Origin of the sequence: Sulfitobacter sp. SK025 (assembly GCF_003352105.1) — a bacterium.
GTDB classification, from domain to species: domain Bacteria; phylum Pseudomonadota; class Alphaproteobacteria; order Rhodobacterales; family Rhodobacteraceae; genus Sulfitobacter; species Sulfitobacter pontiacus.
Genome location: NZ_CP025808.1, coordinates 2,844,852 through 2,870,659, shown reverse-complemented (window position 1 = coordinate 2,870,659; position 25,808 = coordinate 2,844,852). Strand labels below are relative to the sequence as shown.

At 57.3% G+C, this 25,808-nt stretch carries 37 protein-coding genes; 34 read left to right on the top strand and 3 right to left on the bottom strand.

Translation table 11 applies throughout. From position 1 onward, the window contains the following. Window positions 1-104 precede the first annotated feature (104 nt). The 6 genes from C1J04_RS14045 to rplP all read left to right on the top strand — a co-directional run bounded on the left by C1J04_RS14045 (window position 105) and on the right by rplP (window position 3,895). Window positions 105-980 (top strand): DUF1206 domain-containing protein, encoded by an 876-nt coding sequence (locus tag C1J04_RS14045; protein ID WP_009825300.1) that lies wholly within the window; start codon window positions 105-107, stop codon window positions 978-980. Window positions 981-1,252: 272 nt separating this feature from the next. After that, a complete protein-coding gene (rplB, locus tag C1J04_RS14040) occupies window positions 1,253-2,095 on the top strand; it encodes a 50S ribosomal protein L2 (protein ID WP_005849835.1) in 843 nt (280 codons plus the stop codon). Window positions 2,096-2,098: 3 nt separating this feature from the next. Further along, a complete protein-coding gene (rpsS, locus tag C1J04_RS14035; RefSeq protein WP_005849833.1) occupies window positions 2,099-2,377 on the top strand; it encodes a 30S ribosomal protein S19 in 279 nt (92 codons plus the stop codon). A gap of 3 nt (window positions 2,378-2,380) precedes the next feature. After that, window positions 2,381-2,761 (top strand): 50S ribosomal protein L22, encoded by a 381-nt coding sequence (gene rplV, locus C1J04_RS14030; RefSeq protein ID WP_005849831.1) that lies wholly within the window; start codon window positions 2,381-2,383, stop codon window positions 2,759-2,761. Next, entirely contained in the window at window positions 2,761-3,468 is a 708-nt protein-coding gene (gene rpsC / locus C1J04_RS14025) for a 30S ribosomal protein S3 (protein ID WP_005849830.1), read from the top strand. Before rplV ends, rpsC begins: the two co-directional genes overlap by 1 nt. A gap of 13 nt (window positions 3,469-3,481) precedes the next feature. Continuing rightward, window positions 3,482-3,895, top strand: coding sequence for a 50S ribosomal protein L16 (gene rplP / locus C1J04_RS14020; RefSeq protein ID WP_005849828.1), 414 nt, complete (start codon window positions 3,482-3,484; stop codon window positions 3,893-3,895). Window positions 3,896-3,987: 92 nt separating this feature from the next. Here rplP and C1J04_RS14015 read toward each other — a convergent pair whose 3' ends face one another. Further along, on the bottom strand, window positions 3,988-4,452 hold the full coding sequence (locus C1J04_RS14015) for a hypothetical protein (RefSeq protein ID WP_009825298.1): 465 nt from the start codon (window positions 4,450-4,452) through the stop codon (window positions 3,988-3,990). A 213-nt stretch (window positions 4,453-4,665) separates the two neighbouring features. Here C1J04_RS14015 and C1J04_RS14010 point away from each other — a divergent pair, with 213 nt between their 5' ends. Further along, window positions 4,666-4,878, top strand: coding sequence for a hypothetical protein (locus C1J04_RS14010; protein ID WP_005849822.1), 213 nt, complete (start codon window positions 4,666-4,668; stop codon window positions 4,876-4,878). On the opposite strand, the gene C1J04_RS14005 is transcribed toward C1J04_RS14010, so the two are convergent. Beyond that, window positions 4,875-5,495 carry a TIGR02466 family protein gene (locus C1J04_RS14005; RefSeq protein ID WP_009825297.1) on the bottom strand — a complete coding sequence of 207 codons (621 nt, stop codon included), beginning with the start codon at window positions 5,493-5,495 and terminating at the stop codon, window positions 4,875-4,877. The two genes, C1J04_RS14010 and C1J04_RS14005, sit on opposite strands and share 4 nt — an antisense overlap. Window positions 5,496-5,656: 161 nt before the next feature. Between C1J04_RS14005 and rpmC the strand changes: the two genes are divergently transcribed. The 27 genes from rpmC to C1J04_RS13870 all read left to right on the top strand — a co-directional run bounded on the left by rpmC (window position 5,657) and on the right by C1J04_RS13870 (window position 25,272). Continuing rightward, entirely contained in the window at window positions 5,657-5,863 is a 207-nt protein-coding gene (rpmC, locus tag C1J04_RS14000; protein WP_005849818.1) for a 50S ribosomal protein L29, read from the top strand. A gap of 15 nt (window positions 5,864-5,878) precedes the next feature. Next, window positions 5,879-6,118, top strand: a complete 240-nt coding sequence (gene rpsQ, locus C1J04_RS13995) for a 30S ribosomal protein S17 (RefSeq protein ID WP_005849816.1) — start codon at window positions 5,879-5,881, stop codon at window positions 6,116-6,118. Between the two features lie 157 nt (window positions 6,119-6,275). Next, window positions 6,276-6,644, top strand: coding sequence for a 50S ribosomal protein L14 (gene rplN / locus C1J04_RS13990; RefSeq protein ID WP_005849814.1), 369 nt, complete (start codon window positions 6,276-6,278; stop codon window positions 6,642-6,644). After that, window positions 6,644-6,955 (top strand): 50S ribosomal protein L24, encoded by a 312-nt coding sequence (gene rplX / locus C1J04_RS13985; protein WP_005849812.1) that lies wholly within the window; start codon window positions 6,644-6,646, stop codon window positions 6,953-6,955. The genes rplN and rplX overlap by 1 nt, the downstream gene beginning before the upstream one ends. Beyond that, window positions 6,948-7,511 (top strand): 50S ribosomal protein L5, encoded by a 564-nt coding sequence (gene rplE / locus C1J04_RS13980; RefSeq protein WP_005849810.1) that lies wholly within the window; start codon window positions 6,948-6,950, stop codon window positions 7,509-7,511. The genes rplX and rplE overlap by 8 nt, the downstream gene beginning before the upstream one ends. Before the next feature lie 19 nt (window positions 7,512-7,530). Further along, window positions 7,531-7,836: a 30S ribosomal protein S14 gene (gene rpsN / locus C1J04_RS13975; protein WP_005849808.1), complete on the top strand. Its 306-nt coding sequence runs from the start codon at window positions 7,531-7,533 to the stop codon at window positions 7,834-7,836. A 12-nt stretch (window positions 7,837-7,848) separates the two neighbouring features. Then, entirely contained in the window at window positions 7,849-8,241 is a 393-nt protein-coding gene (rpsH, locus tag C1J04_RS13970) for a 30S ribosomal protein S8 (RefSeq protein WP_005849806.1), read from the top strand. 10 nt (window positions 8,242-8,251) lie between these two features. Then, the gene (rplF, locus tag C1J04_RS13965) at window positions 8,252-8,785 is read left to right on the top strand and encodes a 50S ribosomal protein L6 (protein WP_005849804.1); all 534 of its coding nucleotides are present in this window, start codon (window positions 8,252-8,254) and stop codon (window positions 8,783-8,785) included. Window positions 8,786-8,796: 11 nt separating this feature from the next. After that, entirely contained in the window at window positions 8,797-9,156 is a 360-nt protein-coding gene (gene rplR, locus C1J04_RS13960; RefSeq protein WP_005849801.1) for a 50S ribosomal protein L18, read from the top strand. A gap of 109 nt (window positions 9,157-9,265) precedes the next feature. After that, entirely contained in the window at window positions 9,266-9,847 is a 582-nt protein-coding gene (rpsE, locus tag C1J04_RS13955; RefSeq protein WP_005849799.1) for a 30S ribosomal protein S5, read from the top strand. Between the two features lie 2 nt (window positions 9,848-9,849). Next, complete coding sequence (gene rpmD, locus C1J04_RS13950) at window positions 9,850-10,038, top strand: 50S ribosomal protein L30 (RefSeq protein WP_005849797.1); 189 nt, start codon at window positions 9,850-9,852, stop codon at window positions 10,036-10,038. A gap of 240 nt (window positions 10,039-10,278) precedes the next feature. After that, window positions 10,279-10,761 carry a 50S ribosomal protein L15 gene (gene rplO / locus C1J04_RS13945; RefSeq protein ID WP_009825296.1) on the top strand — a complete coding sequence of 161 codons (483 nt, stop codon included), beginning with the start codon at window positions 10,279-10,281 and terminating at the stop codon, window positions 10,759-10,761. Between the two features lie 120 nt (window positions 10,762-10,881). After that, the gene (gene secY / locus C1J04_RS13940; protein WP_037945112.1) at window positions 10,882-12,246 is read left to right on the top strand and encodes a preprotein translocase subunit SecY; all 1,365 of its coding nucleotides are present in this window, start codon (window positions 10,882-10,884) and stop codon (window positions 12,244-12,246) included. Then, entirely contained in the window at window positions 12,243-12,890 is a 648-nt protein-coding gene (locus C1J04_RS13935) for an adenylate kinase (protein ID WP_037953896.1), read from the top strand. The genes secY and C1J04_RS13935 overlap by 4 nt, the downstream gene beginning before the upstream one ends. 311 nt (window positions 12,891-13,201) lie before the next feature. Then, on the top strand, window positions 13,202-13,570 hold the full coding sequence (rpsM, locus tag C1J04_RS13930) for a 30S ribosomal protein S13 (protein ID WP_005849790.1): 369 nt from the start codon (window positions 13,202-13,204) through the stop codon (window positions 13,568-13,570). 15 nt (window positions 13,571-13,585) lie between these two features. Next, entirely contained in the window at window positions 13,586-13,975 is a 390-nt protein-coding gene (gene rpsK, locus C1J04_RS13925) for a 30S ribosomal protein S11 (protein WP_005849789.1), read from the top strand. A gap of 116 nt (window positions 13,976-14,091) precedes the next feature. Next, window positions 14,092-15,108: a DNA-directed RNA polymerase subunit alpha gene (locus tag C1J04_RS13920; RefSeq protein WP_005849787.1), complete on the top strand. Its 1,017-nt coding sequence runs from the start codon at window positions 14,092-14,094 to the stop codon at window positions 15,106-15,108. 131 nt (window positions 15,109-15,239) lie between these two features. Beyond that, window positions 15,240-15,659: a 50S ribosomal protein L17 gene (gene rplQ / locus C1J04_RS13915; protein ID WP_005849785.1), complete on the top strand. Its 420-nt coding sequence runs from the start codon at window positions 15,240-15,242 to the stop codon at window positions 15,657-15,659. A gap of 138 nt (window positions 15,660-15,797) precedes the next feature. Then, window positions 15,798-17,168, top strand: coding sequence for a trypsin-like peptidase domain-containing protein (locus tag C1J04_RS13910; RefSeq protein WP_009825292.1), 1,371 nt, complete (start codon window positions 15,798-15,800; stop codon window positions 17,166-17,168). Window positions 17,169-17,172: 4 nt separating this feature from the next. Beyond that, a complete protein-coding gene (locus C1J04_RS13905) occupies window positions 17,173-18,480 on the top strand; it encodes a replication-associated recombination protein A (RefSeq protein ID WP_009825291.1) in 1,308 nt (435 codons plus the stop codon). A 31-nt stretch (window positions 18,481-18,511) separates the two neighbouring features. Beyond that, window positions 18,512-18,892, top strand: coding sequence for a fluoride efflux transporter CrcB (gene crcB, locus C1J04_RS13900; protein WP_037953893.1), 381 nt, complete (start codon window positions 18,512-18,514; stop codon window positions 18,890-18,892). After that, on the top strand, window positions 18,889-19,938 hold the full coding sequence (locus tag C1J04_RS13895) for an RluA family pseudouridine synthase (protein ID WP_005849777.1): 1,050 nt from the start codon (window positions 18,889-18,891) through the stop codon (window positions 19,936-19,938). Before crcB ends, C1J04_RS13895 begins: the two co-directional genes overlap by 4 nt. Beyond that, window positions 19,935-20,648: an ATP12 family chaperone protein gene (locus C1J04_RS13890; RefSeq protein WP_009825289.1), complete on the top strand. Its 714-nt coding sequence runs from the start codon at window positions 19,935-19,937 to the stop codon at window positions 20,646-20,648. Before C1J04_RS13895 ends, C1J04_RS13890 begins: the two co-directional genes overlap by 4 nt. A 185-nt stretch (window positions 20,649-20,833) precedes the next feature. Next, entirely contained in the window at window positions 20,834-21,850 is a 1,017-nt protein-coding gene (locus C1J04_RS13885) for an amino acid ABC transporter substrate-binding protein (protein ID WP_037944858.1), read from the top strand. Window positions 21,851-21,974: 124 nt separating this feature from the next. Further along, the gene (locus C1J04_RS13880) at window positions 21,975-23,189 is read left to right on the top strand and encodes an amino acid ABC transporter permease (protein ID WP_037953890.1); all 1,215 of its coding nucleotides are present in this window, start codon (window positions 21,975-21,977) and stop codon (window positions 23,187-23,189) included. Between the two features lies 1 nt (window position 23,190). Then, entirely contained in the window at window positions 23,191-24,486 is a 1,296-nt protein-coding gene (locus C1J04_RS13875) for an amino acid ABC transporter permease (RefSeq protein WP_009825287.1), read from the top strand. A 15-nt stretch (window positions 24,487-24,501) separates the two neighbouring features. Further along, window positions 24,502-25,272: an amino acid ABC transporter ATP-binding protein gene (locus C1J04_RS13870; protein ID WP_005849767.1), complete on the top strand. Its 771-nt coding sequence runs from the start codon at window positions 24,502-24,504 to the stop codon at window positions 25,270-25,272. Window positions 25,273-25,303: 31 nt separating this feature from the next. Here the strand turns inward: C1J04_RS13870 and C1J04_RS13865 are convergent, their stop codons facing one another. Then, window positions 25,304-25,801, bottom strand: a complete 498-nt coding sequence (locus C1J04_RS13865; RefSeq protein WP_009825286.1) for a SixA phosphatase family protein — start codon at window positions 25,799-25,801, stop codon at window positions 25,304-25,306. Window positions 25,802-25,808: the final 7 nt, after the last annotated feature.

The following is a 25,808-nucleotide window of genomic DNA, read 5'->3' as shown; positions in this document are numbered from 1 at the left end:
TCGCGCGGGAACTTGCCGACCTACGGTGCGTTGACCTTGCACATCACGTCAAAGGAATGGCCCCGCTAATGGGGGCCGGCTTTGCCCGAAGGGATAGCGCCACTATGTCGATCAACTCCGTCCAGTCCACCCGATCAGAGATCCTGTCCCGTAATGACCCCGACGATTTCGCCTGGGCCGTGCCGATCATGCGGACGGGCTATGCCGGGCGCGGATTGGTGTACCTTGTCGTGGCCGGGCTGTCGCTCTGGTCCGTTGTATCTGGCGGTCAGGCCGAGGGCACCAAGTCGACGCTGCAGTCATTAGACGGCGCGACGGGGTTTGCAGTGATCTTTGCGATCGCCACGGGGATGTTCGCCTATGCGATCTGGCGCGCGGTTGATAGCTTTTGGGACCTCGAGGCATATGGCAGCGGGGCCAAGGGCATCGTTGCGCGTTTCGGGATGCTGGTCACCGGCCTGATCCACGGTGCCATCGGTGCACTGGCTGTGACGGTGCTGGGGGTGGCGTCCTCTGGCTCTAGCAGCAAGGAGCTGCTGAATCAGTTCCTGCAGACCACAGCGGGCGTGTGGGTCGTGGGCGGGATCGGTCTGGCGACGATGGGCACGGGGTTCTACTATTTCTACAAGGCCGCGTCGCAGTCGTATCGCGAGCATTTGGAAGCGAACCACTTTACCCTGCATTGGAATCCGCTGTTGCGTATCGGCGTGGCTGCGCAGGGCGTCGTGGTGCTGATCATCGGTGGTTTGATCGCCTATGCCGCGATAAGTGCCAATGCGTCGAATGCTGGCGGTATCGATGCGGCGTTTGAGTGGTTGCATCAGCAGGCCTACGGACGGGTGCTGGTTGGGCTGCTCTGTGCCGGATTGCTGATGTTTTCGCTGTTCTGCTTCGTGAATGCGGTCTACCGTATTGTACCGAAGGCAGCCGACCCGTCGGTTGAAAGCGTCGCGCGCAAGGTCAAGGCAATGGCGTCCTGACGGGCACCGCGTAGGTCTACGTCGGGTTTTCCCGACTATTCCCGAACGCTCCCTTGACCCTCGGCTGATCCTCCCCTAAACGACCCCATCGGCAGTGCCCCGGATTCGTCCGGGGCTGTGTCGTTTTGCGCATTGGTGAGTTCTAGCCACGCGCGAGGTTGGGCAAAGGGGTTCTTTGTCTGGCATTTCAAATTGGGGACCTTCGGGGCCCTACAACCATCTCGGCACCATCACGACGGGGCCGGGGACAAGCAAAACGGAAGACAGAGAACATGGCACTCAAGTCGTACAAACCGACGACGCCAGGCCAGCGTGGGCTGGTACTGATCGACCGTTCGGAGCTTTGGAAAGGCCGCCCGGTCAAATCCCTTACACAGGGTTTGACCAAATCTGGCGGTCGGAACAACACCGGACGGATCACAATGCGTCGCACAGGCGGTGGGGCAAAGCGCCTTTACCGTATCGTCGATTTCAAGCGCAACAAGCTGGACATGTCCGCGGTTGTCGCACGTATCGAATATGACCCTAACCGGACCGCATTCATCGCACTGATCCAGTACGAAGACGGCGAACAGGCTTACATCCTGGCCCCACAGCGTATCGCTGTTGGCGACAAGGTGATTTCCTCGGCCAAGGCCGACATCAAGCCTGGTAACGCTATGCCATTTTCGGGCATGCCTATCGGTACAATCGTTCACAACATCGAAATGAAGCCAGGCAAAGGCGGCCAGATCGCACGCGCCGCCGGTACCTACGCCCAGTTCGTAGGCCGTGATGGTGGATACGCTCAGATCCGTTTGTCCTCGGGCGAACTGCGTCTGGTGCGTCAGGAATGCATGGCCACCGTTGGTGCCGTGTCCAACCCTGACAACTCCAACCAGAACTATGGTAAAGCGGGCCGCATGCGTCACAAGGGTATCCGCCCTTCGGTACGTGGTGTTGTTATGAACCCGATCGACCACCCTCACGGTGGTGGTGAAGGCCGTACATCGGGTGGTCGTCACCCTGTTACGCCTTGGGGCAAGCCCACAAAGGGTGCAAAAACCCGCAACAAGAACAAAGCGTCCAGCAAGCTTATCCTACGCTCGCGCCACGCCAAGAAGAAGGGGCGTTAATAGATGTCTCGTTCAGTATGGAAAGGTCCTTTTGTTGACTCTTATGTCCTCAAGAAGGCCGAAGCCTCCCGCGAAAGCGGTCGCAGCGAAGTGATCAAAATCTGGTCGCGCCGTTCCACGATCCTGCCACAGTTTGTTGGCCTGACGTTCGGCGTGTACAACGGTCACAAGCATATCCCAGTAAACGTCAGCGAAGAAATGATCGGTCAGAAGTTTGGTGAGTATTCGCCAACTCGCACCTATTATGGTCACGCAGCTGACAAAAAAGCGAAGCGGAAATAAGCCATGAGCAAGGATAAAAATCCCCGCCGCGTGGCTGACAACGAAGCCCGTGCAAAACTGCGCATGCTTCGCACAAGCCCGCAGAAACTGAACCTCGTCGCCGCGATGATCCGTGGCAAGAAGGTAGACAAGGCCCTGACGGACCTGACCTTCTCGAAAAAGCGGATCGCACAGGACGTGAAGAAATGCCTTCAGTCCGCCATCGCGAACGGCGAAAACAACCACAACCTTGACGTGGATGAACTGGTCGTTGCCGAAGCATATGTCGGCAAGAACCTGATCATGAAGCGTGGTCGTCCACGTGCGCGTGGCCGTTTCGGCAAGATCATCAAGCCGTTTTCGGAAATCACGATTGTCGTGCGTCAAGTTGAGGAGCAAGCCTGATGGGTAACAAAGTAAATCCGATCGGTATGCGTCTTCAGGTCAACCGCACCTGGGACAGCCGCTGGTACGCCGATACGAAGGACTATGGTGATCTTCTGCTCGAAGACCTCGCCATCCGTGACTTCATCAAGAAAGAATGTGCACAGGCCGGTATCGCCCGTGTGATCATCGAACGCCCACACAAGAAGTGCCGCGTCACGATCCACACAGCGCGCCCCGGTGTGATCATCGGCAAGAAAGGTGCAGACATCGAAGGTCTGCGTCAGAAAATCGCCAAGATCACCAAATCTGACCTGCACCTCAACATCGTTGAAGTGCGCAAGCCAGAGCTGGACGCAGCCCTTGTTGGTGAATCCATCGCACAGCAGCTGGAACGCCGGGTCTCTTTCCGTCGCGCCATGAAGCGTGCTGTACAGAACGCCATGCGTATGGGTGCCCTGGGTATCCGTGTGAACGTTGCTGGTCGTCTGGGTGGTGCAGAAATCGCGCGTACCGAATGGTACCGTGAAGGCCGCGTGCCGCTCCACACTCTGCGTGCCGACATCGATTACGCGCATGTTGAAGCGTCGACCGCTTACGGCATCATCGGGATCAAAACCTGGATCTTCAAAGGCGAGATCATGGAACATGACCCGGCTGCGCGTGACCGCAAGGCACAAGAAATGCAAGACGGCCCAGCACCACGCGGTGCCGGCGGTCGTCGCTAAGGGGGAATGAAAGATGCTACAACCAAAGCGTACTAAATTCCGCAAGCAGCACAAAGGCCGTATCAAAGGTGTGGCAAAGGGCGGGTCTGACCTGAACTTTGGTACCTACGGTCTGAAGGCTCTCGAGCCCGAGCGTGTAACTGCACGTCAGATCGAAGCTGCTCGTCGTGCCATGACGCGTCACATGAAGCGTCAAGGCCGTGTCTGGATCCGTATTTTCCCGGATGTTCCTGTCACCGCAAAGCCCATCGAAGTTCGTATGGGTAAAGGTAAAGGTTCCGTGGATCGTTGGGTCTGCAAGGTCAAGCCAGGCCGTGTTATGTTCGAAATCGACGGTGTCGCTGAGGACGTTGCACAAGAAGCTCTGCGTCTTGCCGCGATGAAGCTGCCTATCAAAACCCGCGTCGTTGTACGCGAAGATTGGTAAGACCTTCGCTTCGACACATGTCGGAGAATGAATAGAAAAGCCCCCGCTGAGACATCAGCGGGGGCTTTTGTTTTTGTCGGCCTCTGTAAGGGTTAGGTAAACAGCTTGGCGGGGCGGCGCGCCAGCTTTTGCCAGACCATCGCGATGACAATGGTCATGCCCACGTGCCCCACGAAGGATGACTGCGTGTAGGTGCCAAAACCCATCATGAAGCTACGCCCCATCAGCGGTGCCAAAATGCCTTGGGCGACAAACCACAAGATGACTCCGGCCAGGGCACCCGCGCCGATATAGCCGAGTTGTGTCATCCGCTTGGTTAGATAGACCACCGCTGCAAATCCTAACGCGCCAATCAGGAAGTGGACGGCGAAGGCCGCGCCGTAAGTCAGGTCCAGGCCTAAAAGCTTTTTGCTTAGCCCGATGACCAGGTTCGCGGGTTCTAGCTTGACGCCGAACAGGACGGGAGAGGCGAGCCATGCGTAGGCCTCGAATGTGAGTTCACCGACCAGACCGGCAAGGGCAAGGGCGGGCAGGGGGATTTGGTTTGGGGTATCCACGTGGGGCTTCCTTATGTGCGCATCGTTTACGGTAACGGGGTCGAGATGGCACCGGGACACATGCAATCCTAGTCACAAGCTGCTGAACCCGCGGTGACGTGATCCAGCCCGCGATTTTTGAAACATTAATGCATGATGAATAAGCGGCGGCAGGGTCTAGCCAGCGCAAGGCGTGGCGCATAGGCTCGGGGTAATCTGCCTATAGGAGCTGACATGAAACATGTGCCCAAGCCCACCACCGACGAAGACCTGATCAAAGCGTTTCTCGAGAAGGGGGGGACGATCAAAAAGGGCAAGACCAAGCCGATGCCGGATGATCTGGGTCTTAGCAATAATCAGTGGGGCAACAAGCTGACCAAAGAGGAAAAGGCCGCGATCAAAGAACAAGAGGCGGCGCGCAAGGCAACGCCGCCCAAACGTGGTTAACCCCAGGCGTAGTTGAACGAGACCGAGATCCGATCATCTTCGGACATGTTCATCGGCACTTCGTGCCGCAGCCAGCTTTCCCAAAGCAGCACGTCACCGACGACGGGTTCTGCATAGACGAACTGGCGCAGCTCCCGCGGGGCGTCTTTCTTGCGACCGGGGGCAGCCATCATCATCGGCAGCCGCGGATCTTCGAGCTTAAGCGCGCTCGTGCCTTCGGGCATCGCCACATAGGTCGTGCCGGAGATCACCGAATGGGGATGGATATGCGCCGTATGGATACCGCCTTCGGGTAGGATGTTAATCCAGAGATCTTCCAGCTTGAGCTTGCGCCCGTCCAGATCAAACGCCAGTTCCTTTGCAAAAGCCTTGACGTGTTTATCCAGCGCTTTCTTCACCGTCTTGAAGATCGGGAACCGCCACGGCAGATCGGTGAGCGACGCATAGCTGGTGTAGCCGGGGAAATCATGTTCCTCGCACCATTCCTGCCCGGCCTCGTCATCCTCGGCGATGGACAGGCACGCGGCCTCCAGCTCGGCCGGATCAACGGGTTGACCGTGCTCGGACAGGGCGGCGCGGTAAAGACGGGTGACGAAAAGGGATTCTATCTGTGACATAGGGCCGTTCTATATCAGCCTGTTCTGGGTGGCGATACGGTTTTATAGAAAGCTTGCTTGCCAAACAGGGGTAGGGCCTGTAGAGGAACCTTTCACATGAACTCCACCAGAATCATGGTCACCCATACGGGGCCTACTGGTGATGTCGAAAGGAAGAGGCGATGAACGCCAAAGAACTGCACGACAAGACGCCGGATCAACTCCGCGATGAGCTTGTTAACCTGAAAAAAGAATCCTTCAACCTGCGTTTCCAGCAAGCCACAGGCCAGCTGGAGAACTCCGCACGTTTGAAGACCGTTAAGCGTGACGTCGCACGTGTCAAAACCGTTCTGAACCAGAAAGCCGCTGCCGCGGCATCTGCTGAATAATAGGAGCCTGAGAGTATGCCCAAACGTATCCTGACAGGCACCGTGACAAGCGATGCCAACGCACAGACAGTAACCGTTTCCGTCGAGCGTCGCTTTACGCACCCGGTTCTGAAGAAAACCATCCGTAAGTCCAAAAAATACCGGGCGCACGATGAGAACAACACATTCAAAGTGGGCGACGCTGTTCGCATCATCGAATGTGCACCAAAGTCGAAAACCAAACGTTGGGAAGTGCTGCAAGCCGCTGAGGCTTAAGGTACTGCTCGCTCGGGCCTGAGGTCCTTGTTTCCCTTGACACTGAGGGCGGCAAGGCCCAAAGGCACGGGCGAGATGCCCATTTCGGGCGGACCAATATAATCGAAACCCTGGGGTTAGGGCACGCATCGCCCCCCAGAAGGTCGGGAGAAACCAAATGATCCAGATGCAGACCAACCTGGATGTTGCTGACAACAGCGGCGCGCGCCGTGTTCAGTGCATCAAGGTATTGGGTGGTTCCAAGCGTAAATACGCATCCGTCGGCGACATTATTGTCGTGTCGGTCAAGGAAGCCATCCCTCGCGGTCGTGTGAAAAAAGGTGACGTGCGTAAAGCCGTCGTCGTTCGCACTGCCAAGGAAGTTCGTCGTGAAGATGGCACAGCCATCCGTTTCGATCGTAACGCCGCCGTCATCCTGAACAACTCGAATGAACCTGTAGGTACACGTATCTTCGGGCCAGTTGTTCGTGAGCTGCGCGCCAAGAACTTCATGAAGATTATCTCGCTTGCGCCGGAGGTGCTGTAATGGCTGCTAAACTTCGCAAAGGTGACAAAGTCATCGTGCTTGCTGGCAAGGATAAGGGCAAGACGGGTTCCATCTCGTCCGTTGACCCTAAGGCCAACAAAGCAATCGTAGATGGTATCAACATGGCAATCCGCGCCACGCGTCAGTCCCAGACGTCGCAAGGCGGCCGTATTCCCAAAGCGATGCCCATCGACCTGAGCAACCTGGCGCTGGTTGATGCCAACGGCAAAGCAACCCGCGTTGGCTTTAAAATTGAAGGCGACAAGAAAGTGCGCTTTGCAAAAACCACGGGGGACGTGATCGATGCTTGATAACGCAACATACACACCCCGCCTGAAGGGCGAGTACGCGGACAAAATCCGCGCTGCTCTGAAGGAAGAGTTCGGTTACAAGAACGAAATGCAGATCCCGCGTCTGGATAAAATCGTTCTGAACATCGGCTGTGGTGCAGAAGCTGTTCGTGACAGCAAGAAAGCCAAATCCGCACAGGAAGACCTGACAACAATCGCCGGCCAAAAAGCGCTGACAACTGTTGCCAAGAAATCCATCGCTGGTTTCCGCGTACGTGAAGACATGCCTTTGGGTGCGAAAGTGACCCTGCGTGGCGAGCGTATGTACGAATTCCTGGATCGTCTGATCACGATCGCAATGCCTCGTATCCGCGACTTCCGCGGCATCAACGGCAACAGCTTTGACGGCCGTGGCAACTACGCCATGGGCTTGAAAGAGCACATCGTGTTCCCCGAAATCGACTTTGATAAAGTTGATGAGACTTGGGGAATGGACATCGTGATCGCCACCACGGCGAAAACCGACGCTGAAGCGAAGGCACTGTTGAAAGCGTTCAACATGCCCTTCACATCGTAAGCGCGGGGAGGATTTAGATATGGCTAAGAAATCCATGATCGAGCGCGAAAAGAAGCGCGAAGCACTGGTCAAGAAGTACGCTGCCAAGCGCGCTGCCTTGAAAGAGATCGTAAGCGACGAATCCAAGCCGATGGAAGAGCGTTTCCGCGCCTCCCTGAAGCTGGCAAAACTGCCTCGCAACTCCAGCGCTGTGCGTCTGCACAACCGTTGCCAGCTGACAGGCCGTCCACACGCTTACTACCGTAAACTGAAAATTTCGCGGATCGCGCTGCGGGACCTTGGCTCTTCGGGCCAAATCCCCGGCATGGTCAAGTCGAGCTGGTAAGGAGCGCATCAGATGAACGATCCTATCGCAGATATGCTGACACGCATCCGTAACTCTTCGCTGCGCGGCAAATCCACTGTCATGACGCCTGCTTCCAAGCTGCGTGCATGGGTTCTGGACGTGCTTGCAGACGAAGGCTACATCCGTGGCTACGAAGCAAAAACGGGCGCCGATGGCCACCCCGCGATTGAAATCAGCCTCAAGTACTACGAGGGCGAACCTGTTATTCGCGAGCTGAAGCGGGTTTCCAAGCCCGGTCGCCGCGTCTACATGGGCGTCAATGACATTCCCGTTGTCCGTCAGGGCCTTGGTGTGTCGATTGTCTCCACCCCCAAGGGTGTGATGTCGGATCAGAATGCACGCAGCCAGAACGTTGGCGGCGAAGTGCTCTGCACCGTATTCTAAGGAGAGCAAAATGTCTCGTATTGGTAAAAAACCGGTCGACCTGCCAAGCGGTGTTACAGCATCCGTGAGCGGCCAGACCATCGAAGTCAAAGGCCCCAAGGGAACACGTTCCTTCAAGGCAACTGACGACGTTACATTGGCTGTCGAAGACAACGTGGTCACCATCACACCACGCGGCAAATCCAAGCGCGCACGCCAGCAGTGGGGCATGAGCCGCACAATGGTAAGCAACCTGGTTGCCGGCGTCACCGAAGGCTTCAAAAAAGAGCTTGAGATCCAGGGTGTTGGTTATCGTGCTGCCATGAACGGCAACACGTTGAAACTGAACCTGGGCCTGTCCCACGATGTTGACTATGTGGCACCCGAAGGTGTGACAGTCACAGCCCCGAAACAGACCGAGATTGTGGTAGAAGGCATTGACGAACAGCTTGTTGGTCAGGTCGCTGCGAACATCCGCGCATGGCGCAAGCCCGAGCCGTACAAGGGCAAAGGCATCCGCTATAAGGGTGAGTTCGTCTTCCGCAAAGAAGGCAAGAAGAAGTAAGGATCGCACAGATGGCAAACAGCAAAAGACAACTGTTTCTGAAACGCCGCCTGCGCGTTCGGAACAAACTTCGCCGGGTCAACGCAGGGCGTCTTCGCCTCTCCGTTCACCGCTCGAACAAAAACATCAGCGCCCAGCTGATCGACGACGTAAACGGGGTCACATTGGCTTCCGCGTCCTCGATGGAAAAAGACTTGGGCGTTGTTGGCAAGAACAACATCGAAGCAGCGACCAAGGTTGGTTCGGCAATTGCCGAGCGTGCCAAGAAGGCCGGTGTAAGCGAAGCATATTTTGACCGTGGCGGTTTCCTGTTCCACGGCAAGATCAAAGCTTTGGCCGATGCAGCCCGTGAAGGCGGTCTGAAAATCTAAGCGAACGTAGGCGGCGCGGGTCTCGCGCCGCCTCGATGATCCGGGGGCTTTGCCCACTTGGATTGACTCTATGACGCGCGCAAGCGCAGCACCAAAAGGATGATGCCGCATGGCAAGAGATGACAACCGGGGTGGCAACCGCCGCAACCAACGCGACGAGACACCCGAATTCGCCGACCGCCTAGTGGCGATCAACCGCGTTTCCAAAACCGTTAAGGGTGGTAAGCGCTTTGGCTTCGCTGCACTTGTCGTTGTTGGCGACCAAAAGGGCCGTGTAGGCTTCGGCAAAGGTAAAGCGAAAGAGGTTCCAGAAGCCATTCGCAAAGCCACCGAGCAAGCTAAGCGCCAAATGATCCGCGTTCAGCTGCGCGAAGGCCGCACTTTGCACCACGACATGGAAGGCCGCCACGGCGCCGGTCGCGTTGTAATGCGCACAGCACCAGAAGGTACCGGGATCATCGCCGGTGGTCCAATGCGTGCTGTATTCGAAATGCTGGGTGTTAAGGACGTTGTATCGAAGTCCATCGGGACCCAGAACCCTTACAACATGATCCGCGCCACCATGGACGGCCTGAAAAAAGAATCTTCGCCACGTGCTGTTGCTCAGCGTCGCGGCAAGAAAGTTGCAGACATTCTGCCCAAGCGTGAGGACAATGTTGAATCGTCCGCACAAGTCGCTGAGGAGGCATAAGCATGGCTAAGACGATCGTAATCAAGCAGGTTGGCTCGCCAATCCGCCGCCCCGCCGACCAGCGCGCTACGTTGATTGGTCTGGGTCTGAACAAAATGCACCGTGTGCGTGAACTGGAAGACACGCCTTCCGTTCGCGGCATGATCCGCAAGATCTCTCACATGGTTGAGATCATCGAAGAAAAAGGCTGAACGCTTTCCTAGAAAGCTAGAGACTTTATATTGGTCTTGTTGCTCGATATCGACGCCCCGTGGGAAACTACGGGGCGTTTTCATTTGTCTCGGGCATCTGGGAGTTGGGGCAGGGCTTGAAACCTTCGGGCCTCCCGTCTATACGCCCCCAGTGGCCACCAATCCGCCACAAGAATCATGCAACGCCGCGTTTGGCCGCTCCCGTCGCTGGGGGCCACATCCGGCAAAAGGAGAAGCGACATGAAACTTCATGAACTGTCTGACAACGAAGGTGCCACCAAGAAACGCAAGCGCGTAGGCCGTGGTCCTGGTTCCGGCACCGGTAAGATGGGTGGCCGTGGTATCAAAGGTCAGAAATCCCGTTCGGGTGTATCGATCAACGGTTACGAAGGCGGTCAGATGCCCTTGTACCAACGTCTTCCAAAGCGCGGCTTCACCAAGCCAAACCGGAAGTCCTATGCCGTTGTAAACCTGGGCCTGATCCAGAAATTCATCGACGCCAAAAAGATCGACGCCTCCGCCGCGATCACCGAGGATGCCCTGATTTCCTCCGGTCTGGTCCGTCGCAAGTTGGACGGTATCCGCGTTCTGGCCAAAGGCGATTTCAACGCCAAGGTTGATCTGCAGGTATCCGGTGCATCCAAATCCGCGGTTGAAGCCGTAGAAAAAGCGGGCGGCAAACTGACCGTCACAGCACCTGCCGCGGCAAACGCAGACGCGTAACCCGACCTTTTGCCTTGTGAGCGGGACGCGTCCCGCTTACATAGTCAATCGAGTTTTCCCAAATGCCGCCCGCCGGAAAACGGCTTGGGCGGCGTTTTTGCAAAGAAAGAGCCCTATATCATGGTATCAGCCGTCGAAAGCATGGCCGCCAACACCAGTTGGTCCGCGTTGGGCAAGGCGACAGACCTGCGCAACCGGATTCTATTCACTCTGGGGTTGTTGATCGTTTATCGCCTTGGCACGTTCATTCCGGTTCCCGGGATCGACGGCACCGCCCTGCGCCAGTTTATGGAAAGCGCGGGTCAAGGTATCGGCGGCATGGTTTCCATGTTCACCGGCGGCGCACTTGGCCGTATGGGGATCTTTGCCTTGGGTATCATGCCCTACATCTCTGCATCGATCATCGTTCAGCTGATGACCTCGATGGTGCCCGCGCTTGAGCAGCTCAAGAAAGAGGGCGAGCAGGGGCGCAAGAAAATCAACCAATACACCCGCTTTGGTACGGTGGCTCTGGCGACGCTGCAGGCCTATGGCTTGGCTGTCTCCCTTGAGGCTGGTGATATCGCCGCTGATCCGGGCATGTATTTCCGCATTGCTTGTATGATCACGCTGGTCGGCGGCACGATGTTCCTGATGTGGCTGGGTGAGCAGATCACCGCACGCGGCATCGGTAACGGTATCTCGCTGATCATCTTTGTTGGCATCATCGCCGAGGTTCCTGCCGCGATTGCGCAGTTCTTCTCTTCGGGTCGTTCTGGTGCGATCAGCCCCGCGATTATCGTTGGCGTGCTGGTTATGGTTATCGCGACGATCATGTTCGTCGTCTTTATGGAACGCGCCTTGCGCAAGATCCACATCCAGTACCCGCGCCGTCAGGTTGGGCAAAAGATGTACGACGGCGGTTCTTCGCACCTGCCGGTCAAGGTGAACCCCGCCGGTGTTATCCCTGCGATCTTTGCCAGCTCTTTGCTGCTGCTGCCGGTCACGATCAGCACGTTCTCGGGCAATTCAACCGGTCCGGTGATGTCGGTTCTGCTGGCCAACTTCGGCCCCGGTCAGCCGCTGTACCTGCTGTTCTTTGTCGCGATGATCGTCTTCTTTGCGTATTTCTACACGTTCAACGTCAGCTTCAAACCTGACGAGGTTGCAGACAACCTGAAGAACCAGAACGGTTTCGTCCCCGGCATCCGCCCCGGTAAGAAAACCGCCGAGTATCTGGAATATGTGGTGAACCGCATTCTGGTGCTCGGGTCGCTTTACCTCGCGGCTGTTTGTATTCTGCCCGAAATCCTGCGTGGCCAATTTGCGATCCCGTTCTACTTTGGCGGTACGTCGGTGCTGATTGTTGTGTCCGTGACCATGGACACGATCCAGCAGGTACAAAGCCATCTGCTTGCACATCAGTATGAAGGTCTGCTTGAACGTTCCCAGTTGCGCGGTAAGTCTGGCAAACCACGGAAAAAACGGAGCCCGGTACGTCGATGAACATTATTCTCTTAGGACCACCCGGAGCGGGTAAAGGTACACAAGCGCGTCATCTTGTTGAGACACGCAATATGGTACAGCTTTCCACCGGTGACATGCTGCGTGAAGCCAAAGACAGCGGGACAGAGATGGGCAACATGGTTGCCGATGTCATGGCGCGCGGTGATCTGGTGACCGACGAGATCGTGATCGGCCTGATCCGCGAAAAGCTGGAAGACACCACTGACCACGGCGGTTTCATCTTTGACGGTTTCCCACGCACGCTGGCGCAGGCCACTGCGCTTGGTGAGCTACTGGAAGCGACAGGCAAGCCACTGGATCACGTGATCCAGTTGGGCGTGGATGACGAGGCGCTGGTTGCGCGTATCTCTGGTCGGTCGACCTGCGGCAACTGTGGCGAAGTCTATCACGACGTGACCAAGCCGCAGCCAGCCGACGGTAAGTGCGAGAAATGCGGCGCCTCTGACTTCAAGCGCCGCGCAGACGATAACGAGGAAAGCCTCCGCAATCGTTTGATGGAATACTACAAGAAGACCTCGCCGCTGTTGGGCTATTACTACGCCCACAACATGCTCACGCGCGTTGACGGTCTGGCGGACATTAAAGACGTACAGGACAGCATCGCCAAGGTTCTGGACGCTTAATCCAACCTTACGACCGATAGGCAACGGCGCGCATTTCGAAGCGCGCCGTTTTGCTATTGTATGGGGCAGGGTGGGGCGCTTTCGGTTTGTAAGACATATCCATACGGCGTACCGCCGCTATGGGTTGACGCGCCGGTCAATTCCTCATAACCAGCCGTATCTCGTAAGAGAATCGAATTGCAACGGGCACCGATCACGCCCTGCGCATGAACACCTGATCAGCTGGAGCCCGACGGCACATTCGCCTCGGGCTTCACGTTGTGAAAAAAGGGTCTGGCATGACGGACCCGCAACGAAAAGGAAGCACACACGTGGCACGTATTGCCGGCGTAAACATCCCGACTGCAAAGCGGGTTCCAATCGCCCTCACATATATCACCGGTATCGGTAACTCCTCCGCAGCTGCAATCTGCGAAGCTGTTGGCATCGATTCCACACGTCGTATCAACGAACTTTCGGATGCTGAAATCCTGAAAATCCGTGAGTATATCGACGAAAACTACACCGTCGAAGGTGACCTGCGTCGCGACACGCAGATGAACATCAAGCGTCTGATGGATCTTGGTTGCTACCGTGGCCTGCGCCACCGTCGTAACCTGCCGGTTCGTGGTCAGCGTACCCACACCAACGCTCGTACGCGCAAAGGCCCTGCAAAGGCCATTGCCGGTAAGAAGAAGTAAGGGAGGGTCTGATCAATGGCACGCGAAAAGACAAAGACGAAGCGTAAGGTTTCCAAGAACATCGCCGCAGGTGTGGCGCATGTTAACTCCAGCTTCAACAACACAAAGATCCTGATCTCTGACGTTCAGGGTAACGCAATTTCCTGGTCCTCCGCAGGCACCATGGGCTTTAAAGGGTCGCGCAAATCGACACCTTACGCGGCTCAGATGGCTGCTGAAGATGCAGGTAAAAAAGCCCAGGACCACGGCGTGAAAACGCTGGAAGTCGAAGTGCAAGGCCCCGGCTCCGGCCGTGAAAGCGCCCTGCGCGCGCTGGCAGCTGCCGGGTTCAACATCACATCGATCCGTGACGTGACCCCAATGGCGCACAACGGCTGCCGCCCTCCGAAACGCCGCCGCGTCTAAGAGTATAAGTTACAAAAGGGGCCGCGCCTTTGCGCACGGCCTCTTACTGCTTTGTTGAAACCTCGGGAGTTCTTCGCCATTTGGACATGGGGCGCAGAACAGGAATGGAGGGACGTATGATCCACAAAAATTGGGCTGAATTGATCAAGCCACAGCAGTTGGACGTCAAGCCGGGCAATGACCCTGCACGTCAGGCTACTGTCATCGCAGAGCCGCTCGAGCGTGGCTTTGGTTTGACAATGGGCAACGCGCTGCGCCGCGTTCTGATGTCGTCGCTGCAAGGTGCCGCCATCACATCTGTACAAATTGATAATGTTTTGCACGAATTTTCGAGCGTTGCGGGTGTTCGCGAAGATGTCACCGACATCGTTCTGAACCTCAAAGGCGTTTCCCTGCGCATGGAAGTCGAAGGGCCCAAGCGCCTGTCGATCTCTGCCAAGGGGCCGGGTGTTGTCACTGCTGGTGACATCTCCGAAAGCGCTGGTATCGAAATTCTGAACCGCGATCACGTGATCTGCCACCTGGATGACAATGCTGACGTTTACATGGAACTGACGGTCAACACCGGCAAGGGCTATGTGGCCGCAGACAAGAACAAGCCAGAAGATGCGCCTATCGGTCTTATCCCGATCGACGCGATCTATTCGCCGGTCAAGAAAGTGTCCTATGACGTGCAGCCGACCCGCGAAGGTCAGGTGCTGGATTATGACAAGCTGACGATGAAAGTCGAAACAGACGGCTCCATCTCTCCTGACGATGCCGTGGCCTTTGCTGCGCGTATTCTGCAGGATCAGCTGGGCATCTTCGTCAACTTCGACGAGCCTGAATCCGCATCGCGTCAGGACGACGACGACGGTCTGGAATTCAACCCGCTGCTGCTGAAGAAAGTAGACGAGCTGGAACTGTCCGTCCGTTCGGCAAACTGCCTGAAGAACGACAACATCGTCTACATCGGCGATCTGATCCAGAAGACCGAGGCCGAAATGCTGCGCACGCCGAACTTTGGCCGCAAGTCCTTGAACGAGATCAAGGAAGTGCTGTCGGGCATGGGCCTGCACCTTGGTATGGACGTCGAGGACTGGCCACCAGACAACATCGAAGACCTCGCGAAAAAGTTCGAGGATTCGTTCTAAGAGATTTGTCGGGTGGGGTTTCCCCGCCCGACAATACGACCGGGCATCGGCCCCAAGGAGAGTTGGCGCTACGCACGCCAACCAGACAAAGCAAAACCGCCCGTAGAGGGCATTAAACTGGAGACTAGAAAATGCGTCACGCACGTGGTTACCGCCGCCTGAACCGTACACATGAGCACCGCAAGGCGTTGTTCTCGAACATGGCAGGCTCGCTCATCGAACATGAGCAAATCAAAACAACATTGCCAAAAGCCAAAGAATTGAAGCCAATCATCGAAAAGATGATCACATTGGCAAAGCGCGGCGATCTGCACGCGCGTCGTCAGGCTGCAAGCAAGCTGAAGCAAGACCAGTATGTCGCGAAACTGTTCGACATCCTGGGCCCTCGCTACAAAGACCGTCAGGGTGGCTATGTCCGCGTTCTGAAAGCGGGCTTCCGTTATGGCGACATGGCACCTATGGCCATTATCGAATTCGTAGATCGCGACCGCGACGCGAAGGGTGCAAACGACAAGGCGCGCGTAGCGGCCTATGAGGTTGCCGAAGACTAAAGCGACCTGCTTTTGTTAAGAATTCTGAAAGCCCCTGCCAACGCAGGGGCTTTTTGCTTTTATGCCTTCGGCGAGGATTTAAATCCATTTGGAACTCGGGTGTTGCGCAAGGGCCTATGGCTGCGCATATCTGGGGGCATGAGAATACTTCTGATCCTGCTGACCGTTCTGTCTTTCCCTGCCGCTGCGCAAACTGTGCCAAGCTCTGCCGCGCAGATCCAGTTGAGCTTTGCGCCGCTTGTGCGGGAGGCCGCGCCCGCCGTGGTGAACATCTACGCCCGTACCATCGTCGAACAAAGCCGCACGCCGCTGCAGGCTGATCCGTTCTTTGAACGTTTCTTCCGGCGGCCAGACGCCGGCCGCCCACGGGTTCAGAACTCGCTCGGGTCCGGCGTGATTCTGTCGGAGGACGGGATCGTCGTGTCGAATTATCATGTGGTCGGGATGTCGACGGACATTCGGATCGTCTTGTCGGACCGTCGCGAGTTTTCCGCCCGTGTGCTGCTGAGCGATGTAGAGAGCGATCTGGCTATCCTGAAAATCGATGACGTCGACGGGCTTACCCCTTTGTCGTTGCGCGATAGCGATACCGTCGAAGTCGGAGAGTTGACGCTGGCCATCGGCAACCCCTTTGGGGTCGGGCAAACGGTGAGCAGCGGGATCGTTTCAGGGCTTGCGCGGTCTGGCGGGATGAACGGTGGCGGGCAGGGATACTTCATCCAGACGGATGCACCGATCAACCCGGGCAACTCTGGCGGTGCGTTGATCGACGTAGAGGGGCGGTTGATCGGGATCAACACCTCGATCTTAACACGCTCGGGCGGGTCAAACGGGATCGGCTTTGCGATACCTGCCAATTTGATCGCGGCGTTCATGGCGCAGGCGCGCGACGGGGCCGTTGAATTTACCCGACCTTGGGCGGGGATGAGCGGGCAGCCGGTGGACGCGGATATGGCGGGCCCGCTGGGGCTGGACCGGCCTGGTGGCATCATCGTGTCTGGGATGCACCCTGCCAGCCCGTTTCTGAAGGCCGGTGTTGCAGTCGGCGATGTGATCACGGCGGTCGATGGGCAAGAGGTACATACACCCGCCGAGATGATTTACCGCATGAGCGTGGCCGGGATGGGCGCACAAGCGCGGATCACGCGGCTGCGCGATGGCGCGGTGGAAGAGGTTGAGGTCGCCTTGATCGCCGCACCGGAAGAGCCATCGCGTGCCGCTCTGACGCTGGATGAAAGCAGCTTGCTACCGGGGTTGGCGTTGGCGCGGATCAATCCTGCTGTGATGGCTGAATTGAACCTCCCGCTTGAGGTCGCGGGTGTGGCGGTGATGGATACCGGCCCATATGGTGCGCGCGTGGGGCTGCGGCAGGGGGATGTGATCTTGGCCGTGAACGGGGCCGAGGTGCAAACACCGTCGGATGTCAGCGACCAGATGGCCGGCAGCCGTCAGGTGTCGATGGTGGTGCAGCGTGGCGTGCAGCGTCTGTCGCTGCAATTCCGGGTCTAGCGCGATGGCGGACCTATTTGGATCGGACGCACCGGCTGTGGAAAGCGGGCACCGCCCGTTGGCGGACCGGCTGCGCCCGCGAAGCTTGGGCGAGGTCATCGGCCAGTCACAGGTGTTGGGGCCGGATGCACCGCTGACGGTCATGCTGCAGTCGGGGTCGTTGGGGTCGCTGATTTTCTGGGGCCCGCCCGGCGTTGGCAAAACGACGATCGCGCGACTGCTGGCGGATGAGACGGACCTGCATTTCGTTCAGATCAGCGCGATCTTCAGCGGTGTGCCTGAGCTCCGCAAGGTCTTTGATGCGGCGAAAATCCGGCGACAGAACGGGCAGGGGACACTGCTGTTCGTCGACGAGATCCACCGCTTTAACAAGGCGCAGCAGGACGGCTTCCTGCCTCATATGGAGGATGGAACGATCCTGCTGGTAGGTGCCACGACCGAGAATCCATCGTTCGAGCTGAACGCCGCTGTGCTGAGCCGGTCGCAGGTTCTGGTGTTGGAGCGTTTACCGCTGTCTGATCTGGAACGGCTGGCCCAAAGGGCCGAAAAGGAACTGGGTCGTGGCTTGCCACTGGACGGGCCTGCGCGTGAAAACCTGCTTGAGATGGCCGATGGCGACGGGCGTGCGTTGCTCAACCTGATAGAGCAGGTCGCCGCTTGGAAGGTTGAGGGCAAGCTGGACGGCAAGGCGCTGTCGGCGCGGTTGATGCGGCGCGCGGCGCAATACGACAAAGGGGGGGACGCGCATTATAACCTCATCTCAGCGCTGCATAAATCCGTGCGCGGCTCTGACCCTGACGCGGCGCTGTACTGGTTGGCGCGGATGCTGGAGGGGGGCGAAGACCCGCGGTATCTGATGCGCCGGATCACGCGCATGGCGGTCGAGGATATCGGGCTTGCCGATCCGCAGGCGCAGTCTGTTTGCCTGCAATCGTGGGAGACCTACGAGCGGCTCGGCTCGCCCGAAGGGGAGCTGGCGATTGCGCAGGCGTTGACCTATCTCGCGCTGGCCCCCAAGTCGAACGCGGCCTACGTGGCCTATAAGGCTGCGCGGCGTGCGGCCAAGCAAACCGGCTCCTCTTTGCCGCCCAAGCACATCATGAACGCGCCCACCAAGATGATGAAAGAGCAGGGCTACGGCGCGGGCTATGCCTATGACCATGATGCCGAAGACGGGTTTTCCGGCCAGAACTACTTTCCCGACGGGATGGAGCGACCGCAATTCTATCAACCTGTCGAACGTGGCTTTGAACGTGACCTGAAAAAACGTGTCGAGTATTTCGAAAAGCTGCGGGCAACGCGGAAAACTTGACATTCGGGGCGTGAACCGTGAGAGACCGCAGATGATTTCAACCCTGTCCCTTGTCGCTATGGGCGGCGCGATCGGTGCCTCCCTGCGGTATCTGTTTGGTGTCGCCGTGACGCGGCTGGTCGGCTTGTCGGATTTTCCGGTCGCGGTGCTGACGGTCAACATCATCGGGTCGTTCTTGATGGGCCTCTTTGTGGTGTGTGCCGCACAAAAAGGGCTGACGCAGATCAGCCCGTTTGTGATGACCGGCGTGCTTGGCGGCTTTACAACGTTCTCGTCCTTCTCGCTCGAGACGGTCACGATGATGGAGCGCGGCCAGATCGGGGCGGCAGGGATATATGTGGCACTGTCCGTCGGGCTTTCGGTGCTAGGATTAATGCTGGGCCTTTTCGTGGCCAGAGGGGTATTTGCATGAGCCGGGTTCAACATCTGGTCGTAGAAGAAGGCGACGGGGATCAACGGTTGGACCGTTGGTTCAAACGGACCTTCCCGCTGATTGGCCAAGGGCTGATCGAAAAGATGTGCCGCAAAGGTGACATCCGTGTTGATGGGGGGCGGGTCAAAGCCTCTACTCGGCTTGAGGTCGGGCAGACCGTGCGTATCCCCCCGCTGCCTGATGAAAAGGCTCCGCCGCCGCCCAAGCGCACGCGGATATCAGAGGCGGATACCAAGTTTATCCGGTCCTGTGTGATCTATCGCGACGATCACATCATCGCGCTGAACAAACCGCCGGGGCTGCCGGTGCAGGGCGGGTCTGGTCAATCGGACCGCCACGTCGACGCGCTTGCCGATGCTTTGATGTTCGAACTTGATGAAAAGCCGCGCCTTGTGCATCGGTTGGATAAAGACACCTCTGGCGTGCTGATCATGGCGCGGACACGGTCGATTGCCGCCGCGCTGACAGCGTCGTTCCGCCATCGCGAAACCCGCAAGATTTACTGGGCTGCGGTCGCGGGCGTCCCGCATCCGCGCAATGGGACGATCAAATTCGGCCTGGTCAAAGCCTTCGGTCACGGGGCCCGTGGTGAGGGCGAAAAGATGTACTGCGTCCACCCGAAAGACATGGAAACAACCGAAGGCGCCAAGCGTGCGACCACCGATTATGCGACCCTCGCACAGGCCGGCAAGCGGACCTGCTGGATGGCGCTGATCCCTGTGACGGGCCGGACGCACCAGCTGCGTGCGCATATGGCTGAAATCGGGCATCCCATTGTCGGAGATGGTAAATATGGCGGTTCAGGTCAGGAGAACATGGGCGACGGATGGGGCGCGCAACTGGGAGGCGATATCTCTAAGAAGCTGCACCTGCATGCGCGATCCCTGACGCTGGAGCACCCTGTCACCAAGGCGCGGCTGAACCTCACGGCCCCGCTGCCGGACCATATGGCGCGCACCTGGGACACGTTCCAGTGGGCACCCTCCGACGTGCCTGCTGACCCGTTCGAGGAGGATTGGGGGTGAGCGATTGGAAAGCGAAACGTTTCTGGAAAGAGGCGGCCGTTGTCGAGGCGGAGGGTGGCTATACTGTCGAGCTTGACGGGCGCGGGATCAAGACGCCGGCCAAACGTGCGCTGGTGGTGCCAACCCGCGCTATGGCGCAGAAAATCGCCGCTGAGTGGCAGGCACAGGACGGGGTGATTAACCCCGACACCATGCCCGCCACCAAAACCGCCAATGCCGCGATCGACAAGGTTGCGCTGCAACATGCCGAGGTTGCGGATATGTTGGCGGCCTACGGCGACTGTGATCTGCTGTGCTATCGCGCGGATAGCCCTGCTGAGCTGGTCGCGCGGCAGGCCGAACAATGGGACCCCATGCTGGAGTGGGCCCGCGAAGCCTTGGGCGTGAGCTTGCAGACCCGAGTGGGGATCATGCACGAACCCCAGTCACCTGCGGATGTCGCACGCCTGTCCGCGCGCACCCATGCGTTAAGCAACTTTCAACTCGCTGCCTTTCACGACCTTGTGAGCCTTTCAGGCTCGCTAATCCTGGGCTTTGCGGCGGCGCTTGACGCAAAGGAAGCGGAATCGATTTGGGAAATCTCGCGTCTGGACGAGATTTGGCAGGCCGAGCAGTGGGGCAATGATGACGAGGCAGACGCCTTGGCCGCAGTGAAAAAGACTAGTTTCTTACACGCTAAGTTGATGTTTGACCTGAGCGTGCCCGAATAGGTTTCACGGTGACCCCAATACATAGGATTGAGGGCATTTTTTAAGCACACTGACTTGACGTTCCGGCGTAAATTCGCCCAAACTCCCTTCCACTGACGGGGATAACCCCGCCAAAACATCTCCGGTCCGAAAAGGTGCCGGGTGAACCGCCCTAAAACGTGGCGGAAAATCAGGAAGAGGTTAAAATGAACAAATCCGTATTTTTTGGTGCGCTAACAGTAGCCGGCCTTGCGGCTGGCGCAGCTGCTGCGTCCACGCTTGACGATGTCAAAGCGCGCGGCAAGCTGAACTGCGGCGTTACCACCGGTCTGGCAGGCTTTGCGGCCCCCAACGCCAATGGTGAATGGGAAGGCTTTGACGTGGCGGTATGCCGCGCCGTTGCCGCTGCTGTACTGGGCGACCCCGCAGCTGTCGAATTCATCCCCACAACCGGCAAAACACGCTTCACCGCGCTGGCTTCGGGCGAGATCGATTTCCTTGCACGTAACACCACATGGACCTTCAGCCGCGATGTCGACCTCAAGTTCGACTTCATCGGCGTGAACTACTATGACGGTCAGGGCTTCATGGTTCCGAAAGAGCTTGGCGTTTCCTCTGCCAAGGATCTGGATGGCGCGACTGTCTGCATCCAAACCGGCACCACGACCGAGCTGAACCTCGCGGACTTCTTCCGCAACAACAACATCAGCTACGAGCCCGTGCCTGTTGAAACAAACGCCGAAGGCCAACAGCAGTATCTGGCCGGTGCGTGCGACACCTATACTACCGACGCCTCCGGTCTGGCCGCGACACGTGCGACCTTTGAAAACCCAGGTGAGCACATCATCCTGCCCGAAATCATCTCCAAAGAGCCTCTGGGCCCGCTTGTTCGCCATGGCGACAACGACTGGGGCGATGTAACCCGCTGGGTTCTCTACGCTCTGATCGCAGCTGAAGAGCTGGGTGTCACATCGGCAAACGTCGAAGAGATGACAACAAACACCACAAACCCAGAAGTTGCCCGTCTGCTTGGCACCGAAGGTACTTTGGGTGAAATGCTGGGTCTGGAAGCTGACTGGGCGAAAAAAGCCATCGCGTCGCAAGGTAACTACGGCGAAATCTTTGCCAAGAACATCGGCGAAGAAACACCAATCGGTCTGGCCCGTGGCCTGAACGCTCAGTGGACAGACGGCGGCCTGATGTACGCGCCTCCTTTCCGCTAAACACATCCGTCGAGGGGCGCGGAGCAATTCCGCGCCCTTTGCGCCTATACGACGCAAAAATAAAACCCGGCCCGCGACACCGAATGGTGCGTGAAAAACAGGTCCGGCACACAGGGAAAATCTGATGACGACAATGTCCGACCCTCAACAGGGCTCGTTCCGGCTGTCGATGTTGCTTAACGACACCCGCTATAGATCCTACACTTTCCAGTTTATCGCGCTGATACTGCTTATCGCATTGATGTCGTTTCTGGGCATCAACCTGGTACGAAATCTGGCAGAGGCCGGATTGAACATCTCTTACGGGTTTTTGAACGTGCCAGCCGGCTACGATATCAACCAATCCTTAATCGATTATAACAGCCAGTCATCGAACCTGCGTGCCGCAATGGTCGGTATCATCAACACGCTTCTTGTTGCGTTTCTGGCCTGTATCACTGCGACAATTCTGGGTGTGATCGCCGGTGTGGCGCGCTTGTCCAAGAACTGGCTCGTGTCCAAACTGATGTCGGTCTACGTCGAGATTTTCCGGAATATTCCGGTGCTGATCTGGATCCTGATGATCTACACCTTGATGACGGCCGTTTTGCCCGCGCCCAACAAGTTCCGCGGTGACAACGCCACGTCGAGCATGCTTTTCGACGCCTTCGCCTTCACCAACCGGGGCATCTACATTCCCGCACCGGTTTGGGGCCCGGGGTCTATGATCGTGGTTGCGACCTTTGTGCTGTCGATCATCGCCGCGATTATCTATCGCCGGTATGCGGTTAGCCTTCTGTTCCGTACGGGCAAGCTGCTGCCTATGGGATGGCCCACTGTCGCGATCTTGCTGGTGCCGACGATTGTGATGTTCTTCATCATGGGCAGCCCCATCGCATTGGATTACCCCGAGCTTAAGGGCTTTAACTTCCGTGGTGGTCTGCAGATCGGCGCGCCGCTGATCGCATTGTGGTTGGCTTTGTCCGTATACACCGGTGCCTTCATCGCCGAAAACGTGCGTGCAGGTATTCAGGCGATCTCAAAAGGGCAGACCGAAGCTGCGTCGTCGCTGGGCTTGCGCCCGAAGCGGGTCATGAATCTTGTGGTTCTGCCGCAGGCGTTGCGTGTGATCATTCCGCCGCTGATTTCGCAATACCTCAACATCACCAAGAACTCGTCGCTCGCGATTGCCGTAGGGTATGCCGATATCACTGCGACACTGGGGGGGATCACATTGAACCAAACCGGCCGCGCGATCGAATGCGTGCTTTTGCTGATGCTGTTCTATCTTACGATCTCGCTGTCGATCTCTGCGATCATGAACGTTTACAACAACTCTGTCAGCTTGAAGGAGCGGTAAGATGTCAGATACACACGCCGCCTCCGTCCCTTATGTGCGGGACACCATGTTGCCACAGCACGCGCCCCCGCCAACCGCGCAGGGGCCTGTAAAATGGGTCCGCGAAAGCCTGTTTTCGTCGATCCCTTACACCATTCTCACGCTCGCAGCGCTTTACGTTATCTATCTGATCCTTTCCGGCTTCCTTCCTTGGTTGCTGGGCGGCGTTTGGACGACATCCAACATTCGCGAGTGTCGCGAAGTATTGGACGGTGTCCAAGCTGGCTGTTTCTCGGTGCTGACAGAACGCTGGAACCAACTGCTGTTTGGTATCGCCTATCCACAGGACGGCTACTGGCGCCCGACATTGGCATTCGTACTACTGTTCGTCGCCGTGTCACCGGTGCTGTTTAGCAACCTGCCACGTGGGCTCATCCTTTTTACCGTCATCTATCCTTTCATCGCCTTTTGGTTGATTTGGGGCGGTTCCCTTTTGGTGCCATTGTCGGCGTTGCTGGCGGTTGTGGTTGGCTATGTGGTCTACAGCAGAATCGTTAAGACAAGCTTTGCAGGCGGCCTTTTCGCGGGTCTCATTGCAGGCGTCGTGACGTGGTTTGTCCTTGGCTTCATTACGCCAAGCCTATCGGGCGTGCTCGCGCTGGAACCGGTCGCCTCGCGGAACATGGGGGGCTTTATGCTCAACATGATCTTGGGCGTGATCTGCGTGTCTTTGTCCCTGCCGATGGGCATTCTGCTTGCGCTGGGTCGTCAATCGAGCTTGCCGATCATCAAACTGATCTGCGTTGTTTTCATTGAGTTTATCCGAGGGGTGCCTCTGATTACGTTGCTTTTTGTCGCCAACGTGGTCCTGGCTTACTTCCTGCCACCGGGCACAAACTTCGACCTGATCCTGCGTGTTATCATCATGATCACCATGTTCGCGTCTGCCTATATCGCCGAGGTGATCCGGGGTGGGTTGGCAGCCTTGCCACGTGGTCAATACGAGGCTGCAGACAGCTTGGGCCTTGATTATGCGCAGGCCATGCGCCTGATTATTTTGCCCCAAGCCTTGAAAATCTCGATCCCAGGGATCGTTAACGTGGCCGTCGGGCTGTTCAAGGATACTACGCTGGTGTCGATTATTTCGATGTTCGACCTGGTTGGGATGATCCGCGGGCCGATCCTAGCGTCGACGGACTGGAACGGCGTCTACTGGGAACTTTGGGGCTTTGCCGCCTTGCTCTTCTTCGTCGTCTGCTACGGCATCTCGCAATATTCACAATGGCTGGAACGTCAACTCCAGACCGACCACCATTAAGGAAAGGCTGTAATTATGGCTGAACAAGCACAAGCGCTGAAAGTCTCGAACGAGGTCGCGATCAGCATCGAGAACATGAACAAATGGTATGGCACGTTTCACGTACTTCGGGATATTGACCTGACCGTTTACCGTGGTGAACGTATCGTTATTGCCGGACCGTCGGGCTCGGGGAAGTCAACTCTGATCCGCTGTATCAATGCCTTGGAAGAGCATCAGAAAGGCCGGATCGAAGTCGACGGTACGGTGCTGTCTTCGGACGTTAAGAACATCGACAAGATCCGCTCCGAAGTCGGGATGTGTTTCCAGCACTTCAACCTTTTCCCACACTTGACGATCCTCGAAAACTGCACGCTTGCTCCGATCTGGGTGCGAAAAACACCTAAGAAGGAAGCCGAAGAAATCGCGATGCATTTCCTTGAGAAGGTTAAGATCCCGGATCAGGCGGACAAGTACCCAGGTCAGCTTTCTGGTGGCCAGCAGCAACGCGTGGCGATCGCGCGCAGCCTGTGTATGCGTCCGCGTATCATGTTGTTTGACGAACCAACCTCAGCCCTGGATCCGGAGATGATCAAAGAGGTTCTGGACACGATGGTCGAACTGGCTGAGGAAGGCATGACGATGCTCTGCGTGACGCACGAGATGGGCTTTGCCCGTCAGGTGGCCAACCGCGTCATCTTTATGGATGAAGGTCAGATCGTCGAACAGAACGAACCTGAAGAGTTCTTTAACAACCCCCAAAGCCCGAGGACCAAGCTGTTCCTCAGCCAGATTTTGGGCCACTAAGTTTCAAGGGCGGGGATTTCCCCGCCCTTTTCTATTGGGCAAGCATCCGTGGCGTCACGTACGCCTGTACGTCGCCGTTGTGCCAGTGCACGCCCCTCCAGTCGTCCACAGCGAATGACATCACCATTGTCGCACCCGGTGGGCTTCCCGCTGCAAGATGAGCTGTGGCACCTACACGGGGCAGGAGATGCGCCATCTCCGCCACGCCGGGGTTATGCGCAAGAACTAAAACTGTTGCCCCTTCAGCGCCCTGTATGGCCGCCATCAGCCGTTCTGTATCTGCTAGATAAAGACGGTCTGTGAAGATTCGTTTAACAGCGGAGGGAATTTCCAAAAGTTCGAGCGTTTCCGACGTTCGCCGAGATGCAGAGCATAGCACAAGATCAGGTCTGTAGTCTTCGGCGTCGAGCCATCGCCCGATTGCATGTGCGTCTTGCCGACCTTTGTCATCCAAAGGCCGGTCAAAGTCCGTCGCGATCCCCGCCGGCCAACCTGCTTTTGCATGGCGCATCAGAATAAGGCGTCTCATCAACGTT

Bases quoted from the DNA above. Each gene is read 5' to 3' on its own strand.
- C1J04_RS14045 (WP_009825300.1), top strand. From the start codon at position 105: ATGTCGATCAACTCCGTCCAGTCCACCCGATCAGAGATCCTGTCCCGT.
- rplB (WP_005849835.1), top strand. From the start codon at position 1,253: ATGGCACTCAAGTCGTACAAACCGACGACGCCAGGCCAGCGTGGGCTG.
- rpsS (WP_005849833.1), top strand. From the start codon at position 2,099: ATGTCTCGTTCAGTATGGAAAGGTCCTTTTGTTGACTCTTATGTCCTC.
- rplV (WP_005849831.1), top strand. From the start codon at position 2,381: ATGAGCAAGGATAAAAATCCCCGCCGCGTGGCTGACAACGAAGCCCGT.
- rpsC (WP_005849830.1), top strand. From the start codon at position 2,761: ATGGGTAACAAAGTAAATCCGATCGGTATGCGTCTTCAGGTCAACCGC.
- rplP (WP_005849828.1), top strand. From the start codon at position 3,482: ATGCTACAACCAAAGCGTACTAAATTCCGCAAGCAGCACAAAGGCCGT.
- C1J04_RS14010 (WP_005849822.1), top strand. From the start codon at position 4,666: ATGAAACATGTGCCCAAGCCCACCACCGACGAAGACCTGATCAAAGCG.
- C1J04_RS14005 (WP_009825297.1), bottom strand. From the start codon at position 5,495: ATGTCACAGATAGAATCCCTTTTCGTCACCCGTCTTTACCGCGCCGCC.
- rpmC (WP_005849818.1), top strand. From the start codon at position 5,657: ATGAACGCCAAAGAACTGCACGACAAGACGCCGGATCAACTCCGCGAT.
- rpsQ (WP_005849816.1), top strand. From the start codon at position 5,879: ATGCCCAAACGTATCCTGACAGGCACCGTGACAAGCGATGCCAACGCA.
- rplN (WP_005849814.1), top strand. From the start codon at position 6,276: ATGATCCAGATGCAGACCAACCTGGATGTTGCTGACAACAGCGGCGCG.
- rplX (WP_005849812.1), top strand. From the start codon at position 6,644: ATGGCTGCTAAACTTCGCAAAGGTGACAAAGTCATCGTGCTTGCTGGC.
- rplE (WP_005849810.1), top strand. From the start codon at position 6,948: ATGCTTGATAACGCAACATACACACCCCGCCTGAAGGGCGAGTACGCG.
- rpsN (WP_005849808.1), top strand. From the start codon at position 7,531: ATGGCTAAGAAATCCATGATCGAGCGCGAAAAGAAGCGCGAAGCACTG.
- rpsH (WP_005849806.1), top strand. From the start codon at position 7,849: ATGAACGATCCTATCGCAGATATGCTGACACGCATCCGTAACTCTTCG.
- rplF (WP_005849804.1), top strand. From the start codon at position 8,252: ATGTCTCGTATTGGTAAAAAACCGGTCGACCTGCCAAGCGGTGTTACA.
- rplR (WP_005849801.1), top strand. From the start codon at position 8,797: ATGGCAAACAGCAAAAGACAACTGTTTCTGAAACGCCGCCTGCGCGTT.
- rpsE (WP_005849799.1), top strand. From the start codon at position 9,266: ATGGCAAGAGATGACAACCGGGGTGGCAACCGCCGCAACCAACGCGAC.
- rpmD (WP_005849797.1), top strand. From the start codon at position 9,850: ATGGCTAAGACGATCGTAATCAAGCAGGTTGGCTCGCCAATCCGCCGC.
- rplO (WP_009825296.1), top strand. From the start codon at position 10,279: ATGAAACTTCATGAACTGTCTGACAACGAAGGTGCCACCAAGAAACGC.
- secY (WP_037945112.1), top strand. From the start codon at position 10,882: ATGGTATCAGCCGTCGAAAGCATGGCCGCCAACACCAGTTGGTCCGCG.
- C1J04_RS13935 (WP_037953896.1), top strand. From the start codon at position 12,243: ATGAACATTATTCTCTTAGGACCACCCGGAGCGGGTAAAGGTACACAA.
- rpsK (WP_005849789.1), top strand. From the start codon at position 13,586: ATGGCACGCGAAAAGACAAAGACGAAGCGTAAGGTTTCCAAGAACATC.
- C1J04_RS13920 (WP_005849787.1), top strand. From the start codon at position 14,092: ATGATCCACAAAAATTGGGCTGAATTGATCAAGCCACAGCAGTTGGAC.
- rplQ (WP_005849785.1), top strand. From the start codon at position 15,240: ATGCGTCACGCACGTGGTTACCGCCGCCTGAACCGTACACATGAGCAC.
- C1J04_RS13910 (WP_009825292.1), top strand. From the start codon at position 15,798: ATGAGAATACTTCTGATCCTGCTGACCGTTCTGTCTTTCCCTGCCGCT.
- C1J04_RS13905 (WP_009825291.1), top strand. From the start codon at position 17,173: ATGGCGGACCTATTTGGATCGGACGCACCGGCTGTGGAAAGCGGGCAC.
- crcB (WP_037953893.1), top strand. From the start codon at position 18,512: ATGATTTCAACCCTGTCCCTTGTCGCTATGGGCGGCGCGATCGGTGCC.
- C1J04_RS13895 (WP_005849777.1), top strand. From the start codon at position 18,889: ATGAGCCGGGTTCAACATCTGGTCGTAGAAGAAGGCGACGGGGATCAA.
- C1J04_RS13885 (WP_037944858.1), top strand. From the start codon at position 20,834: ATGAACAAATCCGTATTTTTTGGTGCGCTAACAGTAGCCGGCCTTGCG.
- C1J04_RS13880 (WP_037953890.1), top strand. From the start codon at position 21,975: ATGACGACAATGTCCGACCCTCAACAGGGCTCGTTCCGGCTGTCGATG.
- C1J04_RS13875 (WP_009825287.1), top strand. From the start codon at position 23,191: ATGTCAGATACACACGCCGCCTCCGTCCCTTATGTGCGGGACACCATG.
- C1J04_RS13870 (WP_005849767.1), top strand. From the start codon at position 24,502: ATGGCTGAACAAGCACAAGCGCTGAAAGTCTCGAACGAGGTCGCGATC.
- C1J04_RS13865 (WP_009825286.1), bottom strand. From the start codon at position 25,801: ATGAGACGCCTTATTCTGATGCGCCATGCAAAAGCAGGTTGGCCGGCG.